This is a genomic window from Neisseria sp. GT4A_CT1, from assembly GCF_000227275.1.
Taxonomy (GTDB): domain Bacteria; phylum Pseudomonadota; class Gammaproteobacteria; order Burkholderiales; family Neisseriaceae; genus Neisseria.
Map to the genome: position 1 here is coordinate 95,798 of NZ_JH164970.1, position 16,694 is coordinate 112,491.

19 protein-coding genes and 2 pseudogenes are annotated in these 16,694 nt (G+C 52.1%); 13 read left to right on the forward strand and 8 right to left on the reverse strand.

What is annotated here, in order from left to right:
- The first annotated feature begins 72 nt into the window (after positions 1 to 72).
- From potA to HMPREF1028_RS11695, 5 genes and pseudogenes are all read left to right on the forward strand, one after another.
- Complete coding sequence (potA, locus tag HMPREF1028_RS11680; protein ID WP_009312960.1) at positions 73 to 1,197, forward strand: polyamine ABC transporter ATP-binding protein; 1,125 nt, start codon at positions 73 to 75, stop codon at positions 1,195 to 1,197.
- 15 nt (positions 1,198 to 1,212) lie between these two features.
- Positions 1,213 to 2,178, forward strand: a complete 966-nt coding sequence (locus HMPREF1028_RS11685) for an ABC transporter permease subunit (protein WP_003766008.1) — start codon at positions 1,213 to 1,215, stop codon at positions 2,176 to 2,178.
- Positions 2,178 to 3,065, forward strand: coding sequence for an ABC transporter permease subunit (locus HMPREF1028_RS11690; RefSeq protein WP_003765987.1), 888 nt, complete (start codon positions 2,178 to 2,180; stop codon positions 3,063 to 3,065). Before HMPREF1028_RS11685 ends, HMPREF1028_RS11690 begins: the two co-directional genes overlap by 1 nt.
- A gap of 88 nt (positions 3,066 to 3,153) precedes the next feature.
- Positions 3,154 to 3,345 (forward strand): annotated as a pseudogene (locus HMPREF1028_RS15625) (hypothetical protein); the annotation flags it as partial.
- Positions 3,346 to 3,351: 6 nt separating this feature from the next.
- A complete protein-coding gene (locus tag HMPREF1028_RS11695) occupies positions 3,352 to 4,596 on the forward strand; it encodes an FAD-binding oxidoreductase (protein ID WP_232203848.1) in 1,245 nt (414 codons plus the stop codon).
- 176 nt (positions 4,597 to 4,772) lie between these two features.
- On the opposite strand, the gene HMPREF1028_RS11700 is transcribed toward HMPREF1028_RS11695, so the two are convergent.
- The 3 genes from HMPREF1028_RS11700 to HMPREF1028_RS11710 all read right to left on the reverse strand — a co-directional run bounded on the left by HMPREF1028_RS11700 (position 4,773) and on the right by HMPREF1028_RS11710 (position 7,443).
- Positions 4,773 to 5,657 (reverse strand): NMB0938 family lipoprotein, encoded by an 885-nt coding sequence (locus tag HMPREF1028_RS11700; protein WP_009312962.1) that lies wholly within the window; start codon positions 5,655 to 5,657, stop codon positions 4,773 to 4,775.
- 68 nt (positions 5,658 to 5,725) lie between these two features.
- Positions 5,726 to 6,307: a methionine biosynthesis protein MetW gene (metW, locus tag HMPREF1028_RS11705; protein ID WP_003743445.1), complete on the reverse strand. Its 582-nt coding sequence runs from the start codon at positions 6,305 to 6,307 to the stop codon at positions 5,726 to 5,728.
- Positions 6,304 to 7,443 (reverse strand): homoserine O-acetyltransferase, encoded by a 1,140-nt coding sequence (locus HMPREF1028_RS11710; RefSeq protein WP_009312963.1) that lies wholly within the window; start codon positions 7,441 to 7,443, stop codon positions 6,304 to 6,306. Before HMPREF1028_RS11710 ends, metW begins: the two co-directional genes overlap by 4 nt.
- Before the next feature lie 157 nt (positions 7,444 to 7,600).
- On the opposite strand from HMPREF1028_RS11710, the gene HMPREF1028_RS15215 reads away from it, so the two are divergent.
- Complete coding sequence (locus HMPREF1028_RS15215; protein ID WP_003675061.1) at positions 7,601 to 7,801, forward strand: hypothetical protein; 201 nt, start codon at positions 7,601 to 7,603, stop codon at positions 7,799 to 7,801.
- Positions 7,802 to 7,921: 120 nt separating this feature from the next.
- Here the strand turns inward: HMPREF1028_RS15215 and prfH are convergent, their stop codons facing one another.
- The 3 genes from prfH to HMPREF1028_RS11730 all read right to left on the reverse strand — a co-directional run bounded on the left by prfH (position 7,922) and on the right by HMPREF1028_RS11730 (position 10,989).
- On the reverse strand, positions 7,922 to 8,566 hold the full coding sequence (gene prfH, locus HMPREF1028_RS11720; RefSeq protein WP_009312964.1) for a peptide chain release factor H: 645 nt from the start codon (positions 8,564 to 8,566) through the stop codon (positions 7,922 to 7,924).
- A 2-nt stretch (positions 8,567 to 8,568) separates the two neighbouring features.
- On the reverse strand, positions 8,569 to 9,708 hold the full coding sequence (locus tag HMPREF1028_RS11725; RefSeq protein WP_009312965.1) for an RNA ligase RtcB family protein: 1,140 nt from the start codon (positions 9,706 to 9,708) through the stop codon (positions 8,569 to 8,571).
- Between the two features lie 414 nt (positions 9,709 to 10,122).
- On the reverse strand, positions 10,123 to 10,989 hold the full coding sequence (locus HMPREF1028_RS11730) for a LysR family transcriptional regulator (RefSeq protein ID WP_009312966.1): 867 nt from the start codon (positions 10,987 to 10,989) through the stop codon (positions 10,123 to 10,125).
- Positions 10,990 to 11,096: 107 nt separating this feature from the next.
- Between HMPREF1028_RS11730 and HMPREF1028_RS11735 the strand changes: the two genes are divergently transcribed.
- From HMPREF1028_RS11735 to HMPREF1028_RS11745, 3 genes are all read left to right on the forward strand, one after another.
- Positions 11,097 to 11,327 carry a DUF2798 domain-containing protein gene (locus tag HMPREF1028_RS11735; RefSeq protein ID WP_009312967.1) on the forward strand — a complete coding sequence of 77 codons (231 nt, stop codon included), beginning with the start codon at positions 11,097 to 11,099 and terminating at the stop codon, positions 11,325 to 11,327.
- Between the two features lie 192 nt (positions 11,328 to 11,519).
- Positions 11,520 to 12,200 (forward strand): type 1 glutamine amidotransferase domain-containing protein, encoded by a 681-nt coding sequence (locus HMPREF1028_RS11740; RefSeq protein WP_009312968.1) that lies wholly within the window; start codon positions 11,520 to 11,522, stop codon positions 12,198 to 12,200.
- Between the two features lie 453 nt (positions 12,201 to 12,653).
- Positions 12,654 to 13,325 carry a tetratricopeptide repeat protein gene (locus HMPREF1028_RS11745; protein ID WP_009312969.1) on the forward strand — a complete coding sequence of 224 codons (672 nt, stop codon included), beginning with the start codon at positions 12,654 to 12,656 and terminating at the stop codon, positions 13,323 to 13,325.
- A 196-nt stretch (positions 13,326 to 13,521) separates the two neighbouring features.
- Here HMPREF1028_RS11745 and HMPREF1028_RS11750 read toward each other — a convergent pair whose 3' ends face one another.
- On the reverse strand, positions 13,522 to 14,025 hold the full coding sequence (locus tag HMPREF1028_RS11750; RefSeq protein ID WP_009312970.1) for a MarR family transcriptional regulator: 504 nt from the start codon (positions 14,023 to 14,025) through the stop codon (positions 13,522 to 13,524).
- Positions 14,026 to 14,135: 110 nt separating this feature from the next.
- On the opposite strand from HMPREF1028_RS11750, the gene HMPREF1028_RS15630 reads away from it, so the two are divergent.
- The 4 genes from HMPREF1028_RS15630 (at position 14,136) to HMPREF1028_RS11765 (ending at position 16,440) form a co-directional block, all read left to right on the forward strand.
- Positions 14,136 to 14,477 carry a nitroreductase family protein gene (locus HMPREF1028_RS15630; RefSeq protein WP_009312971.1) on the forward strand — a complete coding sequence of 114 codons (342 nt, stop codon included), beginning with the start codon at positions 14,136 to 14,138 and terminating at the stop codon, positions 14,475 to 14,477.
- Positions 14,478 to 14,571: 94 nt separating this feature from the next.
- Positions 14,572 to 14,796: a hypothetical protein gene (locus tag HMPREF1028_RS15635; protein ID WP_232203847.1), complete on the forward strand. Its 225-nt coding sequence runs from the start codon at positions 14,572 to 14,574 to the stop codon at positions 14,794 to 14,796.
- Positions 14,797 to 14,934: 138 nt separating this feature from the next.
- Positions 14,935 to 15,399, forward strand: a complete 465-nt coding sequence (locus HMPREF1028_RS11760) for a carboxymuconolactone decarboxylase family protein (protein ID WP_009312973.1) — start codon at positions 14,935 to 14,937, stop codon at positions 15,397 to 15,399.
- Between the two features lie 180 nt (positions 15,400 to 15,579).
- Positions 15,580 to 16,440 carry an EamA family transporter gene (locus HMPREF1028_RS11765; RefSeq protein ID WP_009312974.1) on the forward strand — a complete coding sequence of 287 codons (861 nt, stop codon included), beginning with the start codon at positions 15,580 to 15,582 and terminating at the stop codon, positions 16,438 to 16,440.
- 55 nt (positions 16,441 to 16,495) lie between these two features.
- On the opposite strand, the pseudogene HMPREF1028_RS11770 reads toward HMPREF1028_RS11765, so the two are convergent.
- A pseudogene (locus HMPREF1028_RS11770) lies at positions 16,496 to 16,694 on the reverse strand (squalene synthase HpnC); the annotation flags it as partial.

The following is a 16,694-nucleotide window of genomic DNA, read 5'->3' on the forward strand; positions in this document are numbered from 1 at the left end:
AAACAGCTTTTTATCACCCTTTCGAAAATCCGTTTTGCCGGTACTCGTCATTTTTATTGGAGTATTGCCATTATGACCGCAACCACTGCGTCTTCAGCCAAACCTTATCTCAAAATTCAAGGCTTGGTGAAAAAGTTTGGTGACAATTACGCTGTCGATAACATCGACTTGGATATTTATCAACATGAAATCTTTGCCCTTTTGGGCAGCTCCGGCAGCGGCAAATCCACGCTGCTGCGTATGCTGGCGGGCATGGAAAGCCCCAATCAGGGCAAAATCATTCTGGACGGTCAAGACATTACCAAACTTGCCCCCTACGAGCGCCCCATCAATATGATGTTTCAAAGCTATGCCCTGTTCCCGCACATGACTGTGGAGCAGAACATTGCCTTCGGTCTGAAACAAGACAAAATGCCCAAAGATGAAATTGCTGCGCGCGTGGAAGAAATGCTGCGTCTGGTGCAGATGACCAAATACGCTAAGCGCAAACCGCATCAATTATCCGGTGGCCAGCAACAACGTATCGCTTTGGCACGCAGCTTGGCAAAACGTCCGAAAATCCTGCTACTTGACGAACCTCTCGGCGCGTTGGACAAAAAACTGCGCCAACAAACCCAGCTCGAATTGGTCAATACGCTCGAACAAGTCGGCGTAACCTGCATCATGGTCACGCACGACCAAGAAGAGGCGATGACGATGGCGACCCGCATCGCCATTATGTCTGACGGTCAGTTGCAACAGGTCGGTACGCCCAGCGACGTGTACGACTACCCCAACAGCCGCTTTACCGCCGAATTCATCGGCGAGACCAATATTTTCGGCGGCGTTGTGATTGACGACCATGCCGATTATGCCGTTATCGAATGCGAAGGATTGGAAAACCACGTCCGCATCGACCACGGTCTAGGCGGCCCGAGCGAACAAGACATTTGGGTCAGCATCCGTCCCGAAGACATTGATTTGTACAAAGAAAAACCTGACCACTTGGGCAGCTTCAACTGGGCAAAAGGCACAGTGGAAGAAATCGCCTACTTGGGCAGTTTCGCCATCTACCACATCAAACTCGCCAACGGCCGCGTCGTCAAAAGCCAAGTTCCTGCACCTTATTGGTATGTCCGCAACATCACGCCGCCGACTTGGGACGAAACCGTCTATATCAGCTGGCCGGAAAACCAACCGACTCCGTTGTTCCGTTGATTTAAGGGGAATGAGATGAACCTTAAAAAACTGAAAAACAAACTGTTCCGCCGCCCGGGTCAGCGCGCGGTCATTGCCGTGCCGTATATTTGGCTTTTGGTACTGTTTCTGATTCCGTTCGCCATTGTGCTGAAAATTAGCTTTGCCGAACAAGAAATCGCCATTCCGCCGTTTACGCCGCTGACCAGCGTCGATGAAGATTTAGGTCGTCTGAACATCGCCATCAGTTATCAAAACTATGCCGATATCTTCCAAAATTTTTGGAATACCCTGAATCCGTTCGGCGACAGCGAAAACAGCAATATCTATCTGATGACCTACTGGTCTTCGATTAAGACTGCGCTGACGACGACCATCATTTGTCTGCTGATTGGTTATCCGACTGCCTATGCGATTTCACGCGCCAATCCCGCCATGCGCAACGGCCTGCTGCTTGCCATCATGCTGCCTTTCTGGACTTCCTTCCTATTGCGCGTCTACGCATGGATGGGCCTGCTGGGACACAACGGCATCATCAACAATTTCCTGCTTAAAATGCAGATTATCGAAGAGCCTTTAGACCTGTTTTACAACGCGTTCTCACTGAACTTGGTCATGGTTTATGCCTATCTGCCGTTTATGATCCTGCCGCTTTACACTCAACTGGTGAAACTCGACAACCGCCTGCTCGAAGCTGCTTCTGATTTGGGCGCAGGGCCGATTAAATCGTTCTTCACCATTACCCTGCCCCTGTCTAAAACCGGCATCATCGCAGGCTCCATGCTGGTTTTCGTACCCGCAGTCGGTGAATTTGTGATTCCCGAGCTGGTCGGCGGTTCGGAAAACCTGATGATCGGTAAAGTCTTGTGGCAGGCGTTCTTCGATCAAAACAACTGGCCGTTGGCTTCCGCTGTCGCCGTCGTCATGGTCGCACTGCTGGTCGTACCGATTGCACTGTTCCAGCATTATGAAAACCGCGAATTAGAGGAAGGATCCAAATAATGCAGAAATCCCGATTATCCTGGTTCCTGAAACTGATGCTGATGCTGTCGCTGGCGTTTCTGTATATTCCGCTGGTCGTTTTGGTCATCTATTCGTTCAACGAATCCAAGCTGGTTACCGTTTGGGGCGGCTTTTCGACCAAGTGGTACAGCGCATTGCTGGAAAACGACACCATCTTGGAAGCCGCTTGGCTGTCGCTGCGCATTGCCGCCGCATCCTCGCTTGCAGCCGTCGTTTTGGGTACGCTGGCAGGCTACGCGATGGCTCGCATCAAACGCTTCCGCGGCAGCACCTTGTTTGCCGGTATGATTTCCGCGCCTATGGTTATGCCTGACGTGATTACCGGTCTGTCCATGCTGCTCCTGATTATTCAGGTGCAGATGTTCCTGCAAGGTAGCGAATTGCTGCAAAACCTGTACTTCGACCGCGGTTTCTTCACCATTTTTCTCGGGCATACGACGCTTTGTATGGCATACATCACCGTCGTCATCCGTTCGCGTCTGGTGGAGCTTGACCAATCGCTCGAAGAGGCCGCAATGGACTTGGGTGCGCGTCCGCTGAAAATCTTTTTCGTCATCACCCTGCCCTTGATTGCGCCTGCCATCGCTTCAGGCTTCCTGCTCGGCATTACCCTGTCGCTGGACGATTTGGTGATTACCTCCTTCCTGTCCGGCCCCGGTTCTTCCACATTGCCACAGGTGATTTTCTCCAAAATCAAGCTGGGTCTCGACCCGCAGATGAATGTGTTGGCAACCATCCTGATCGGCATCATCGGTACGCTGGTCATCGTCATCAATTATTGGATGATGCGCCAAGCAACCAAACGCGATCGGGAAGCCGCCGAAGCCTACCGTCAGGAAAAGCTCGCCGCAGAAAAAACAAATTGACCCAATCAAACAGGCTGACCGCATCAATGCAAGGTCAGCCTGTTTTCTTCACACAACCCGTTTGACAACTTTTCAGACGACCCTCAACTATAGTGGATTAAATTTAAATCAGGATAAGGCGACGAAGCCGCAGACAGTACAGATAGTACGGCAAGGCGAGGCAACGCCGTACTGGTTTAAAGTTAATCCACTATACCCTCCAAAGGTCGTCTGAAACCACACAAAGCATTACCCTATGATTCATCCCAATTTCAAAGAATACCTTCCCTCCTATTATTTCAGCACCATCAATCCCCACGCCGCTTATCCCAAGCTTGAAGGTCGTCTGAAAACCGAGACCTGCGTCATCGGCGGAGGATTGACAGGACTTTGCACCGCCCTTCCCCTTGCCGAAAACGGACGCGAAGTTACCGTACTCGAAGCCGCCCGTATCGGCTTCGGCGCATCAGGGCGCAGCGGCGGGCAAGTTATCAGCGATTATGCCTGCGGTATGGAAGAAATCGAAAAACAAGTCGGCTTGGAACAAGCCCGCTGGTTTTGGCAGCAATCCCTGCAAGCCGTCGAACTCGTTGACGAACGGGTTAAAAAACACCAAATCGCTTGCGACTGGCAGCGCGGCTACGCCACCGTCGCCATCCGCCCGCAGCATTGGGAAGAATTGCAACAATGGCATGAACACGCCCGACAACATTACGGCGCTACCCATTACCAACTCTGGGATAAAGCCACGCTCAAGCAACAACTTACCAGCGATATGTACTTGGGCGCACAGTTCGATCCTCATTCCGGCCATCTCCATCCGCTCAACTATACCCTGGGCATCGCCCGCGCCGCTGCCGAAGCAGGCGCGCAGATTTTCGAACAGTCCCCGATGACCCGTATCGAACCCTATCAAGGCGGCTGGCTCGTCCATACCCCGGACGGCAGCATCGAATGCCAAAACCTCGTGTATGCCGTCAACACCTACGCCGGTTTGCATCAAAAATTCAAGCCATTGGAAAAAAAAGCCATCGCCGTCAGCACCTTCATCATCGCCACCGAACCGCTGGGCGAACGCGCCAAAGAACTCATCCGCAACAACATGGCTGTCTGCGACAACCGCCACGTCCTCGACTACTACCGCCTCAGCGCCGACGGCCGCCTGCTCTTCGGCGGCAAAGACAACGAATTCATCGACGATCCCGACCGCATGACCGAGCTTGTCCGCCAAGACATGCTCAAAGTCTTCCCCCAGCTTGCTGATGTCAAAATCGAACATTCATGGGGCGGCGAATGCGACATCACCGCCAACCTCGCCCCCCACTTCGGAAGACTCGCGCCCAATGTTTACTATGCCCAAGGCTACTCGGGACACGGCATGGCAATTACCGGCATAGCAGGCCTTGCCATTGCCGAAGCCATCATAGGTGACGATGGTCGTCTGAAACCGTTTGAAAAACTCAAACACCCTAGCATCATTACCCAACCTTTCCTGCGCAAACTCGGCTCCTTCCTCGGCTCGAAATATTACCAATGGAAAGACAGCCGTTAAGCATTTGGTTAAGCTCGAACACATCAACAAAAGGTCGTCTGAAACCCGATTCAGGTTTCAGACGACCTTTTCGATATTGAATTGAAGACTTCCAATCAAACTGCTATCGCATCAAATGTTCAACGAACGCCCGATGCATTTAGATTCCTACCCTCTCCGTTTGTGCTCCAAACCCATTACATCAAATGAATCCCGCTTGCCGGATTGGAAACATTTTCATATACGGTAATCGAAACAATTTTCCCGCTTTCGTCAAACACGATTTCCAGATAAGGTTTATCAGGGCTGCGGTCGCGGTTGAAGAGGCGGAATACCCTTTGCGCCTCAAAAATCTTTCCGCGCGCTTTTAAATATTCGGGCAACTGGCTGATGTTTTGAAAACTGCCGCCAAACCCGCCGCCATGTTTCTTGAGATATTCCGGCGTTCCTTCTATAACAAAATTGTGCGTTATCCTCAGCGGCTGATCCGAACCTTGGCTTGTCTGTTTGCCTGTTGATAAAACCAAAGTATCCCGACGCCTGAGTGCTTTCATTTCTTGTACCACCGGTTCAACCGCCTGCTGATTATAGCTCCGCTCCCCTTTTCCCATCTGATCAATAGCCTCTATCACTTTATCAACGTTTTTAGGATCATTCGGATCAATATCAGGGAACAGTGCCTGCTCCAGCGGATCATCTCCGCCGGGAATGCCCCAAATCGCCGCCAATTCTTTAGGGCTGCGTTCAAACAAACAACTGGAATCGATATTCTCGGCAACCTGACGGACAAAATCATCAATGCCGTCAATCTGATGCAGGTTGGTGCAATTTGAAGAAGGTGCGCTTTCTACTTGCTTGACGCTATTAGAGTTGGACGCGATTGGATTCAAATCGGATTGGGAAGAAGCAGATGACGTGGAGGATGGAACAGCGGATGCGCCGACTTTTTTTGTTTTATCTTCTTTGCTTGGAGAACACGCGGTCAGCATGATTGCGGTAAGCCATAAGAGAAGTGATGACGTTTCGTTTTTCATTATTTTGTTTTCAACATAAAGAGGTCGTCTGAAAATCTGCCATTTCATTTTTCAGACGACCTGTTATTCATAGAACTCAAGAACCTTGTTATTGCCAACAAGGTGCTCAACCCATCTTACCCGACGCGGTAAAACGCCAAGCTGCCCAACAGGTTGGGGAAATGTTTGACCTGTTTGTTACCCGTCATGACCGCGCGCTCGAGGACGCGGATTTTGTTTTTGGCGCATAATAAATCAAAGTCTTTGAGCGTACACCAATGGATATTCGGCGTGTCGTACCAATGGTAGGGCATGCGCTCGGAAACCGGCATATGCCCGCCGATGGCGATTTGGAAGCGGTTGCGCCAGTAGCCGAAATTCGGGAAGCTGACAATCGCCTGTTTCGCCACGCGCATGAGGCAGCGCAGGATTTTTTCGGTATTCTGCATGGCTTGGATGGTTTGGCTCAAAACGATAACGTCAAACGTCTGGTCGCCAAATTCCGCCAACCCCTGCTCCAAATCGGCTTGAATGACGTTCACGCCGCGTGACATGGCGGCGATGACGCTGTCGGTGTCGATTTCGATGCCGTAGCCGCTGCATTTTTTGTGTTCCACCAAAGCCGCCAGCAATTCGCCGTCGCCGCAGCCCAAGTCCAAGACGCGGCTGCCTTCGGGAATCCAGTCGTAAATCAACTGCAAATCGTCGCGCAAATTCATGATCGGCAATCCTTGTCAACATTGTTCATATAAACCGCTACGGCGCGCATGTAGGCCTCGTCTTCCATCAAAAAGGCGTCATGGCCGTGGTTGGATTTGACTTCGATATACTGCACCGGCTTGTGCGCGGCAATCAGCGCTTTGACCAGCTCTTTGGAACGCGCGGGCGAAAAACGCCAGTCGGTACTGAAGCTGGCAACAAAGAATTTCGCTTTCACATTTTGCAGGGCACGGGTCAGGCTGTCGCCGAAATCCGCCGCCGGATCGAAATAGTCCAGTGCCTTGGTCATGAGCAGGTAAGTGTTGGCATCAAACCGCCCGACGAATTTGTCGCCCTGATAGCGCAGATAGGATTCCACTTCAAATTCAACACCGTAACCGTATTGATAGCCGTTTGAACGCAAATCGCGTCCGAATTTTTTGCCCAAACCGTCTTCGGCAAGATAAGTGATGTGCCCCATCATGCGGGCAATCCGTAAGCCTCGTGCAGGAACGGTATTGTGACTGCGGTAATGTCCTTCGTTGAAATCGGGGTCGGTCAAAATCGCCTGACGTGCTACATCATTAAACGCGATATTTTGTGTGGACAGTTTCGGCGCAGATGCAATCACTAAGGCATGGCGCACGCGCTCGGGATAGGAAATCGTCCATTGCAAAGCCTGCATACCGCCCAAGCTGCCGCCGACAATCGCCGCCCATTGTTCGATACCGAGATAATCGGCAAGCGCGGCTTGGGATTTTACCCAGTCCTTCACCGTAACCACCGGAAAATCCGCGCCGTATTCCCTGCCCGTTTCAGGATTGATCGACAAAGGCCCGCTGCTGCCGTCGCAGCCGCCCAGGTTGTTCAAACCGACCACGAAAAAACGTTCCGTATCAATCGGCTTGCCGGGACCGACCATATTGTCCCACCAGCCCGCATATTTATCCTCCGCCGAATGCCTGCCCGCAACATGATGATTGCCCGACAGCGCATGGCAGATTAAAACCGCATTGTTTTTTTCGGCATTCAGCTCGCCGTAGGTTTCAATCATCAGATCGAAACGCGGCAAAGTTTTACCGTTTTCCAAAACCAGCGGCATCTCAAACGGAATTTTTTGGGGCGTTACAATGCCCACCGAGGCACTTTGACTCATATCCTGTTCCAACAAATGCGGCGAAAAGCGTTATTATATAGCAAACGGCATGACTTTTTGACACGGTCGGACAAGCAGCCTGACGCGCTCAAACATCCGTCCCCATACTGCCGCGCCCAAACCATACTTTTTCAGACGACCTCCCCCGCTTCCCGATATGATAGGCAGACTTTTCCGTATTTTTTTCTTTTTCGCACTTGCCGCGCTGATCATCAACCGCCTCTTCAGCCGCAAGCAAAAACGTGCCCTGCGCGATGTCGCCAAAATCAGCGCATGGGTACTGCTCGGTGCTGCCGCAGCGACGCTGTTTTGGTATCTGGTCATGCTGTATTTCAAACACATTCCGGATTCTTATTGACCGGACGTTGATAGCCAGACAAAAGGTCGTCTGAAAACCCAAATTCAGGTTTTCAGACGACCTTTTCCCGTATATTAAAAACACGGGGGATGACGATGTTGCCAAAGCGGCAGCCTCAGCTCAAGATTTAGCATCCGGCTTCTCCTTAAACTCCGTTCCGACGAACGTCCGTTTCGGATTGCCGCGTTCCACCTGATAAAGCCGGCTGTGCTGTGCGCGGGCGTAATCGTCGGTCTGTCCGGCATGATGTTCCGCCAACTTTTGCGCCAGCAGGGTCAAAGCCAATTTTTTGTTGGCATGCTGACTACGTTCGCTTTCGACGCGCACGGAAATACCGCTTGCTTTATGAGTGGCACGGACGGCACTTTCAGTTTTATTGACGTGCTGTCCGCCTTTGCCACCCGAACGGCAGGTTTGAAACTCAATCTCGCTTTCAGACGGCATTTCAGGCATATCGGGCATACGGAAAACGCCGATATACCAGTTTTTGCGCGGATGCTTCGGGCGGACGGGGCTGGCGCATATCCATTGGAGCGAACCTTGCCAACGCTGTGCCAGAGTTTCGGCATGTTTGCCGTCCAATTTAAGCACCGCCGACATAATGCCGTGTTTATCGGCGGTTTCGGAGATGATTTCCACCTCGACACCTTCCGCCTTCGCCTCGGCAAGTATCCTGCCCAATACGAAACGGGCAAAGATGCGGCATTCGGCAGGCCCTTGCGCAGTGGAAATTTGCAGATAAACCGTTTGTAAATTTTGCTTCATATTTATTCTCCGCATCCGCCGCTGGTTTTATAAGTCAAAACGGGTTTGAACCGGGCGACCAATTCAATCAGACCTGTGTTTTTCATGGCTGAAATGACGCTGTCTATACTTTTATAAGCCTGCGGAGCCTCTTCAAAAATCAAAGCCTTATCCTGACAAACGACCACGCTGCCGAAGGCAGTTTGACGCAGGCTGTCGGCGGAATATTTGTGCGACAGGCGTCCTTTACATTCGCCGCGCTGCCATTTCCGTCCTGCGCCGTGTGCCAATGTGTTCAGCGAAATTTGGCAATCTTGGGTCGGCAGAACCAGATAGCTGTAATCGCCGCGCGAGCCGGGTATCATCACCAGACCTTTATCCGCGGGCGTTGCGCCTTTTCGGTGCAGCCAACCGGTTTGCCCCGCGATTTCGGCTTGTTCGAGGAAATTGTGATGCACGTCGAGCAGGCATTCGCCTTCCGTGCGCCAGCGGTCGAGCATTCTGGCGGCAATCAGACGGCGGTTTAAACGGGCGAACTCAAGGGCTGCCTGATGTTCGGCAAGATAGTCCGCCGCAGCCTCGCTGCCTTCCGCCAAACCTCGATGGCCGTAGGCTTCGATGTGGCGTCGCAAAATTTGCTGCCCCAGTCCGCGCGAACCGCTGTGTACCAACAATTGCAAACGGTTTGAATCAAAGGCAGCGGGAAGCAAATCGGCGCGGTAAACGGTTTCAACGGTTTGCAATTCGGCAAAGTGATTGCCGCCGCCGATAGTGCCGACAGCGAGGTCGTCTGAACACGAAAAATCGGATGCGGGTTCTCCAAGCAAGGATTCTTGTTCGTCTTGGCTCAAAGGCGTATCGATGTTGCCAAGCTGCTTGGCGAGTTTGGCGGGTTTGAGCTTGGCGGCAGACAAATCGGTTTGCCAAAACGCCATGCCGCAGCCGATGTCGTTGCCGATGAGCGCGGGGTAAAAATGGTGTTCGCTGAAAAATGCTGCACCGACGGGATAACCTCGCCCCGCGTGCAAATCAGGCATGCCGGCTACGCGCAGCATATGCGGCAGCTTGGCGGTGGTTTCAAGTTGAGCGACGGCGTTGCCTTCAATCCAGGTTTCTGAATCAGCGATGATGTGAATATGATGGGGATTTTGATAATTGCCCATGTGTATGCTTTCTTTAAAACGGACAGATGGCAAAACGTGTCCAAACCGACAAAACAAAAAAGATGTCCGGTTTGAAAATATACCGACTGCCGTCTGACGTTTTCAGACGACCTCTGTCCGATTGATGGGAAAGCAGCCCGAAGCGGGCGATAGGGAAAATGCGGGAACGCGTTGTCCGAAAATCAGACCGACGCTTGGGCTGCAAAGAATGTGATTGAGCGGATTGAAGTATTGCGTGTCATGGCTGCTCCTTTCTTTGCATGTGAAAATTGAAAACAGGCGGATTATAGGGGAAATGTTTGAAACGTTACAATCAAACTGTGTTTTTTTGTGAATAGGTGTTGCAATACCGTCATGAAGCAATGGAAACAAAAAGCAGCCTGCACTTTAGAAATTGAAGCTCAGGCTGCTTTTTCATATTGCCGACATGTGTTCCAATGCCTCCACGAAGTAATCCGCCACCGCCCTGACGCTGGGGCTACGGCGTACGTCTTCGTGCATTACCAGAAAGAGTTCCGCTGCGAATTCGGGCGGCGGGGCATCTGGATTGAGTGAGACGGGATGCAGCCTGTCGGCAGGGAAAACAGCGAAATCGGGCAGGATACCGATGCCGATTTGTTCGCACACGGCTTGTTTGACGGCGGCGAAGTCGTTGCTGGCGAAGGAAATGTCGGCATCTTCGCCGATTTGTTCGGCAAACCAGCGGGAAAAACGGGTATTTACGGCAATTTGTACAAAACGCCAGTCTTCGCGGCGGATGGTTTTCAGGTAGCCTTCATGGGCGTAGATGCGGTAGGCAAAATGGGCGATGCGGCGCACGGCAAGGTCGTTTTGGGTGGGGCGGACGAGGCGCAGGGCGATGTCGGCTTGGCGGCCGTGCAGGTCAGCGAGTGCGGCATCGCTTTGAATGATGAGGCGTATATCGTTGTGTTTGCGGTAGAAATCGGCAATGTGGGGCATCAGCAGGAGTCGGGCGACGAATGGCGGTGCGGAAATGACGACGCTGTGCCGCAGCTCGGCCTGTTCGCGTGCAGTACGCTGCAACATGCTCATATCTTTGCAGATTTCGCAGGCATGGCGGTAAAGTCGTTCGCCTTCGGGGGTGAGCAGGTAGCGTTTGCCGATGCGGTCAAACAGGCGCAGGCCGAGTGCGTTTTCCAGCTGGGCGATTTGCCGCGAAACGGTGCTGTGCTGCACGCCCAGGTGTTCGGCAGCGGCGGTAAGGGTTTGTTTTTCCACGAGGGTGGTGAAGTGGCGGATGCCGTTCCAGTCCCAATCCATTATTGCTTCCTTTGTGCATTTTTTAGCTGTGTTTGCCAATTTATCTTATTTTCGTGTTTTTATAAACGGTTTAAACTGCACGATATGGATTTTTTGAGGGGAGCGAGATGAAAAAATTGCCGAAAAAATACGCGGGCGTACTGTTTTCTTTTTACGCTTCGACGGTGATGGTGCTGATTGTGAGCGCGGTGCTGGTGGCGCTGAATACCGGTATCGACGCGGGCTACCTGCAGCGCTTGTTGAAATCATATTTGATTACTTGGCCGGTGGCATTCGCCAGCCTGCTCGGCGTGCGGCCACTGGTGGTGAAATGGGTGGCGGCTTCGGTGGCGGATTGAGGCTACCTGAAAACATGAATAAAGCAGTGACAACCCCAGTTGCATCAAAGTGCAGGCTGCTTTCGGTTTCGCAAAAGCGCCGCTTTTCATAGACAAACTAATATTGTTTTTAAATTTCAGACGGCTGAATACAGCCAAAAGTTCCTCTGAAAACCAGCCTTTATTTACCAACCTTGCAGACAGGAGACACATATGTCCGACAAACCCATTCTCTACGTTGTAACCAGCAATGCCGTTAAAGGTACAAGCGGTCAGCCCACCGGTTTTTGGTTGTCCGAACTCACGCACCCCATGCACGAAACCGAAGCCGCCGGGCACCGAAGCGAAATCGCTGCCATCCGAGCCGGAGTCGCCCCCGTTGATGCCGACAGCCTGAATATGGATGACCCCGTGAACGCCCATTACTGGCAGCAAACTGACCTGCAACAACATTTGCAAGCTGCGCCCGGGCTGGGCGGTCTGAACGGCGCGGACTATTCCGCCATTCTGTTTACCGGCGGCTACGGTACGATGTGGGACTTCCGCGAAAGCCTTGACGCGCAACGCCTTATCCGCGAAGTGTACGAAAACGGCGGTATCGTTGCCGCCGTCTGCCACGGCCCTGCCGCGCTGGTGGACGCGAAACTTTCTAATGGCGAATATCTGGTCAGCGGCAAAAACGTTGCCGCTTTCACCAACGCCGAAGAAGAAGCAACGGGCGGAGCTAAAATCGTCCCCTTCCTGCTGGAAACCGCGCTCGTTGAACACGGCGCAAAACACCATGCCGCGCCGAACTGGGCGGAAAACGTGGTGGTGGACGGCCGTCTGATTACCGGTCAAAACCCGGCATCCGCCAAAGGCGTAGGGGTGGCGTTGGCAAAGGCATTGGGTTGATGAAGTATTGAAAAAAGCAGCCTGCACTTTGGAAATTGAAGTGCAGGCTGCTTTTTTACGTTTTCAGACGACCTCAATCCGCCACCGAATCAGATACCATTTCGCTCTCATCAAAAAATCCATACCGCACAATTTAAACCGTTTATAAAAACACGAAAATAAGATAAATTGGCCCCTCCCGAACCATCGTTTCATGTTGTCAGACCGCCGCTTGGTTTATCGTCTGTTCAAACCTGTTCCGACAAGCTTTCAGACGACCTTTGGGGTCGTCTGAAAATCAAAAAACACAAAAATTAAAACCTTACCAACCACCCATACGCATCAATCGCAGTGCGCCCAACTACTGTCGGGAAAAACTCCGAAAAAGCCATTTTAAAAGCGTATTGCACGCCAAATTTATTGTGTAAACGGTTCCACACAGAGGTCGTCTGAAACCACCAGAAAGGCAGAAATATGAATCCTAAATCCCTCTACCGCGCCGCCCTGCTCGAATGCCTCAGTTATGTCTGCTTATCCGATTCTGCCGAAGCCCGTGCCGCTTACCGCACCTACCGCCAACTCGCCAAAAAAGGCTGCCCAGACGGCTGGTTCGGTCTCGGTAATGCCCGCCAGTACGGCGAAGGCGTCAAACCAAACCTCGCCAAAGCCGAAAAATATTACCGCCGTGCCGCCAAACTCGGCCACGCCAAAGCACAGGAATCTCTCGGCCGCCTGTATGAATTTGCAGAAAAGCCCGACTACCGTCGCGCCCGCAAATGGTATGCACGCGCCTTTAAGCAACACGGTAGCATAAACCCCGATACGGCCTATGCAGCCTACCGCCTCGGCTTGCTGCACGAGCGCGGCCTCGGCGGCAAAAAAGACATTAAGACAGCCTGCCTGCTTTATCGCAAAGCAGCCAAAGCGGGTTGTGCCGAAGCCCAACGCGCCCTCGGCTACTTATACGATGAAGGCCTCGGTCTGACCCGAAACTACGCCAAAGCCTACAAATGGTACGCCCGCGCCGCCTTACAAGCGGATGAAACCGCCTGCAACAACATAGGTTTCCTCTACTACAAAGGCAACGGCGTGCGCCAACACACGCCAGGCAAAAAAATGGTACAAACTCGCCGCCCGCGCGGGTAGCATCATCGCATTATCCAACCTCGGTATCCTCTATGAAGATGCAGGTCGTCTGAAAAAAGCCGCCCGCTACTACCGCCGTGCTGCCGAGGCTGGCAATAAATATGCCGCCAAGCAATTGAAGCGGCTGGAGAAGAAAAAGTCTGCACAATAAACTGAGGTCGTCTGAAAACGGCGTGTCGCGTTTTCAGACAACCTTTCACCTACTTCCCTCCAAAATCTCCAGCCATTTCTCCAGTCCGTATTCAAGCGATGTTTTGGTTTTTAAATCTAATTTTTCCATCAACCGTTTTTCGTTTTCCACATGCGGGAACACGGCTTGTTCAATCAATTCTTTGCCTTTGTCGGTCAGGCGTACCAGCATACTTCGCGCGTCGTCCGGATTGGGCAGGCGGTCGATTAAGCCTTGGTTTTCCAGATTTTTCAGGCGCGTGGTCATGGTGCCGGACGTTACCATCAGCGCTGAAAACAGCTCGGTCGGGGTCAGCGTATAAGGCGCACCGCTGCGGCGCAAAGTGGCCAGCACATCGAACGAGCCTTCGGTTAAACCATATTCTTCGTAAACTTTTTCCAATTCGCGCGCGATGACGGCAGCGGCGCGTTTCAGACGGCCGATTAACAGCATATTTTCGGCGGCCAATTCAGGCAGCTCCTGCTTCCATTGGGCAACGGCGCGGGCCGCAGCATCAAGGTGTTCGGTCATAGAATGCTCCGTTCGGTTTTCAATGGCGATTATTTTATCTTGACTTCAAGCTAATCTCCATTTACATTTATATTTAGCTTGAAGTCAAGATAATTTTGCTGGAGAAAACCATGTTTGCCGATAAACAAGCCGTTTTAAACGCCTTCCGTTTCCGCCACGCCTGCAAAAGTTATGATGCGGCGAAGAAAATCCCTGCCGATGATTTCGCCTATATTCTGGAAACCGCACGCCTGTCGCCCAGTTCGTTCGGGCTGGAATCTTGGCATTTTTTGATGGTGCAAAACCGTACTCTGCGCGAAGAGTTGCGCGACATCGCATGGGGCGCGGCGGAAAAAATCATGGATTGCAGCCATTTTGTGATTTTGTTGGCGCGCACGCTGCCATGCAGGCGGATTATCAAGAAAAAATCTGGGGCGGCGCGCATGGAATGCCGTCTGAAACTATTGGGATGATGCAAAAATTTTTCAAACAGTTTGCCGAAACCGATTTTGCCATTGCCGATAATCCGCGCGCATTTAACGACTGGGCAGTCAAGCAAACCTATACGTGTTGGCGAATATGATGACCGTTGCCACTTTGATTGGTGTGGATTCCACGCCGATTGAGGGCTTTCAAAAGGAAACTGTGGGAAAGTTGCTGTCTGGCAAAGGCTTCATCAATCTTGACGAATACCGCGTCAGCTTCATGGCGGCGTTCGGCTATCGCGCAGGCGAGCCTAAGCGAGCCAAAACGCGGCAGGCAGTAGACGATGTGGTTGATTGGATTGAATAAACGCCTGAAAATCAGCAACACAGACATTCCCCAGTTGGTAAAATCAAGCGTCTTGACCGATGGCAGCCTGCACTTGAATGGAGAAGGTTTCCGATAGGCCAAATTCCCCACCCGCTTATTCATTTATTTGGAGGACTTATGCGCTTACACTATTCCCAATATGCCCTTAACACCTATAAGGCACTACTGGCTTTGGAAGCCAGTCTCACGCTGGATAGTACCCTGAAAGATTTGGTGAAACTACGTGTTTCGCAAATCAACGGCTGCGTTTTTTGTGTTGATATGCACGTTAAAGAAGCCAAGCTGCACGGCGAGCGAGAACTGCGCCTGCACCATTTGGCCGTTTGGCACGAATCAACCCTGTTTACCGAAAAAGAACGGGCCGCGCTGCAATGGGCGGAAAGCCTGACCCGCATCTCCGAACGGGGTATCCGCGATGCGGACTACGCAGCGGTACGCGCCCATTTTGATGAAGAAGAACTGGTGGCATTGACCCACGTCATCAACACCATCAACGTCTGGAACCGCCTGAATGTGGCTTTTGCCACCCCTGCGGGCAGCATGGATAGTCTGATGGGATTGGAAAAGGCAGGTTTGATTTAGTCTGGCAAGACAATCTGAAATCGATCAAACATCAACAGGGGCTACCTAAAATATAAAAAGCAGTCTGCACATTCAAAACCAAAGTGCAGGCTGATATTGCCCCATCACACCCCATTCCCTTTTTTCAGACGACCTACTGTATAGTCAATCTGAAAAAGCTGCATTCCTACGAGAATCAAAATGCCCAACCGTACCGCCACCATCCTGACCACCGCACTCGCCCCGTTGATTTGGGGCAGCACCTATCTCGTGACCACCGAATTTCTGCCGCCGGATCGACCATTCACCGCTGCGCTTATCCGTGTTTTACCCGCTGGGCTTTTACTGTTGGCGTGGACGCGGCGTATCCCCAAACGCGAGGAATGGGAGACGGTTGTCTTGCTCGGTTTTTTGAACATCGGCTTTTTTCAGGCCATGCTGTTTGTGGCGGCGTATCGCTTACCGGGCGGACTGGCGGCGGTATTGAGTTCGACGCAGACGCTGATGGTGCTGGTGTTCACTTGGTTAATCGGCAAAACCATGCCGCCTAAAGCGGCTTGGGCTTGGTCGGCGGCGGGGGTTTTGGGGATTGCGCTTTTGGTTTTGTCGCCGCAGGCGCGCTATGACGGGACGGGGATTTGGGCGGCATTGGCGGGCGCGGCGGCGATGGCGTTGGGCGTGTATTTGTCGAAACACCGCCGCACTTCGCTGCCCGTGTTAGCGTTTACCGGCTGGCAGCTTTTCATCGGCGGCTTGTTTTTACTGCCCGTCGCCCTGCTTGCCGAACCGCCGCTCAAATCTTTAAGCCCCGCCAATATCGGCGGCTATCTGTATTTGTGTCTGTTTGGTGCCGTGTTGGCTTATGTGTTGTTTTTCAGAGGGATTGCCAAACTTTCACCTGCTGCGGTTTCGTCGCTGGGACTACTCAGCCCTGTCTCGGCATTTGTCTTGGGCTGGCTGTTTTTAGGACAAGGAATGGACGCGAAGTCGTTGGCAGGATTTACGTTGGTATTGGTATCAATCTTCGGAGTGCAGCGGGCAGTCATGAAAAAGGTCGTCTGAAAACAGCCTTGAAGCCTTCAAGCTGCTTTTCAGACGACCTCTTGCTCCGGTCGCTTTATTTCTTCAAGAATGCCCGTTTCAGAATAATCAGCCAATCTTTTTTATCCAAAACAGGACGTTGTGTAAACATATCGTATTTGCTGCCGTCCAGTTTCTGCAAAATCAGTTGTCCGCCGACAATAATCATCCGCAATTCAAATCCCAAACGGCCTTTCAGCGTTTTACCCAAGGGCGAGCCGCCCTTGAGCATTTGG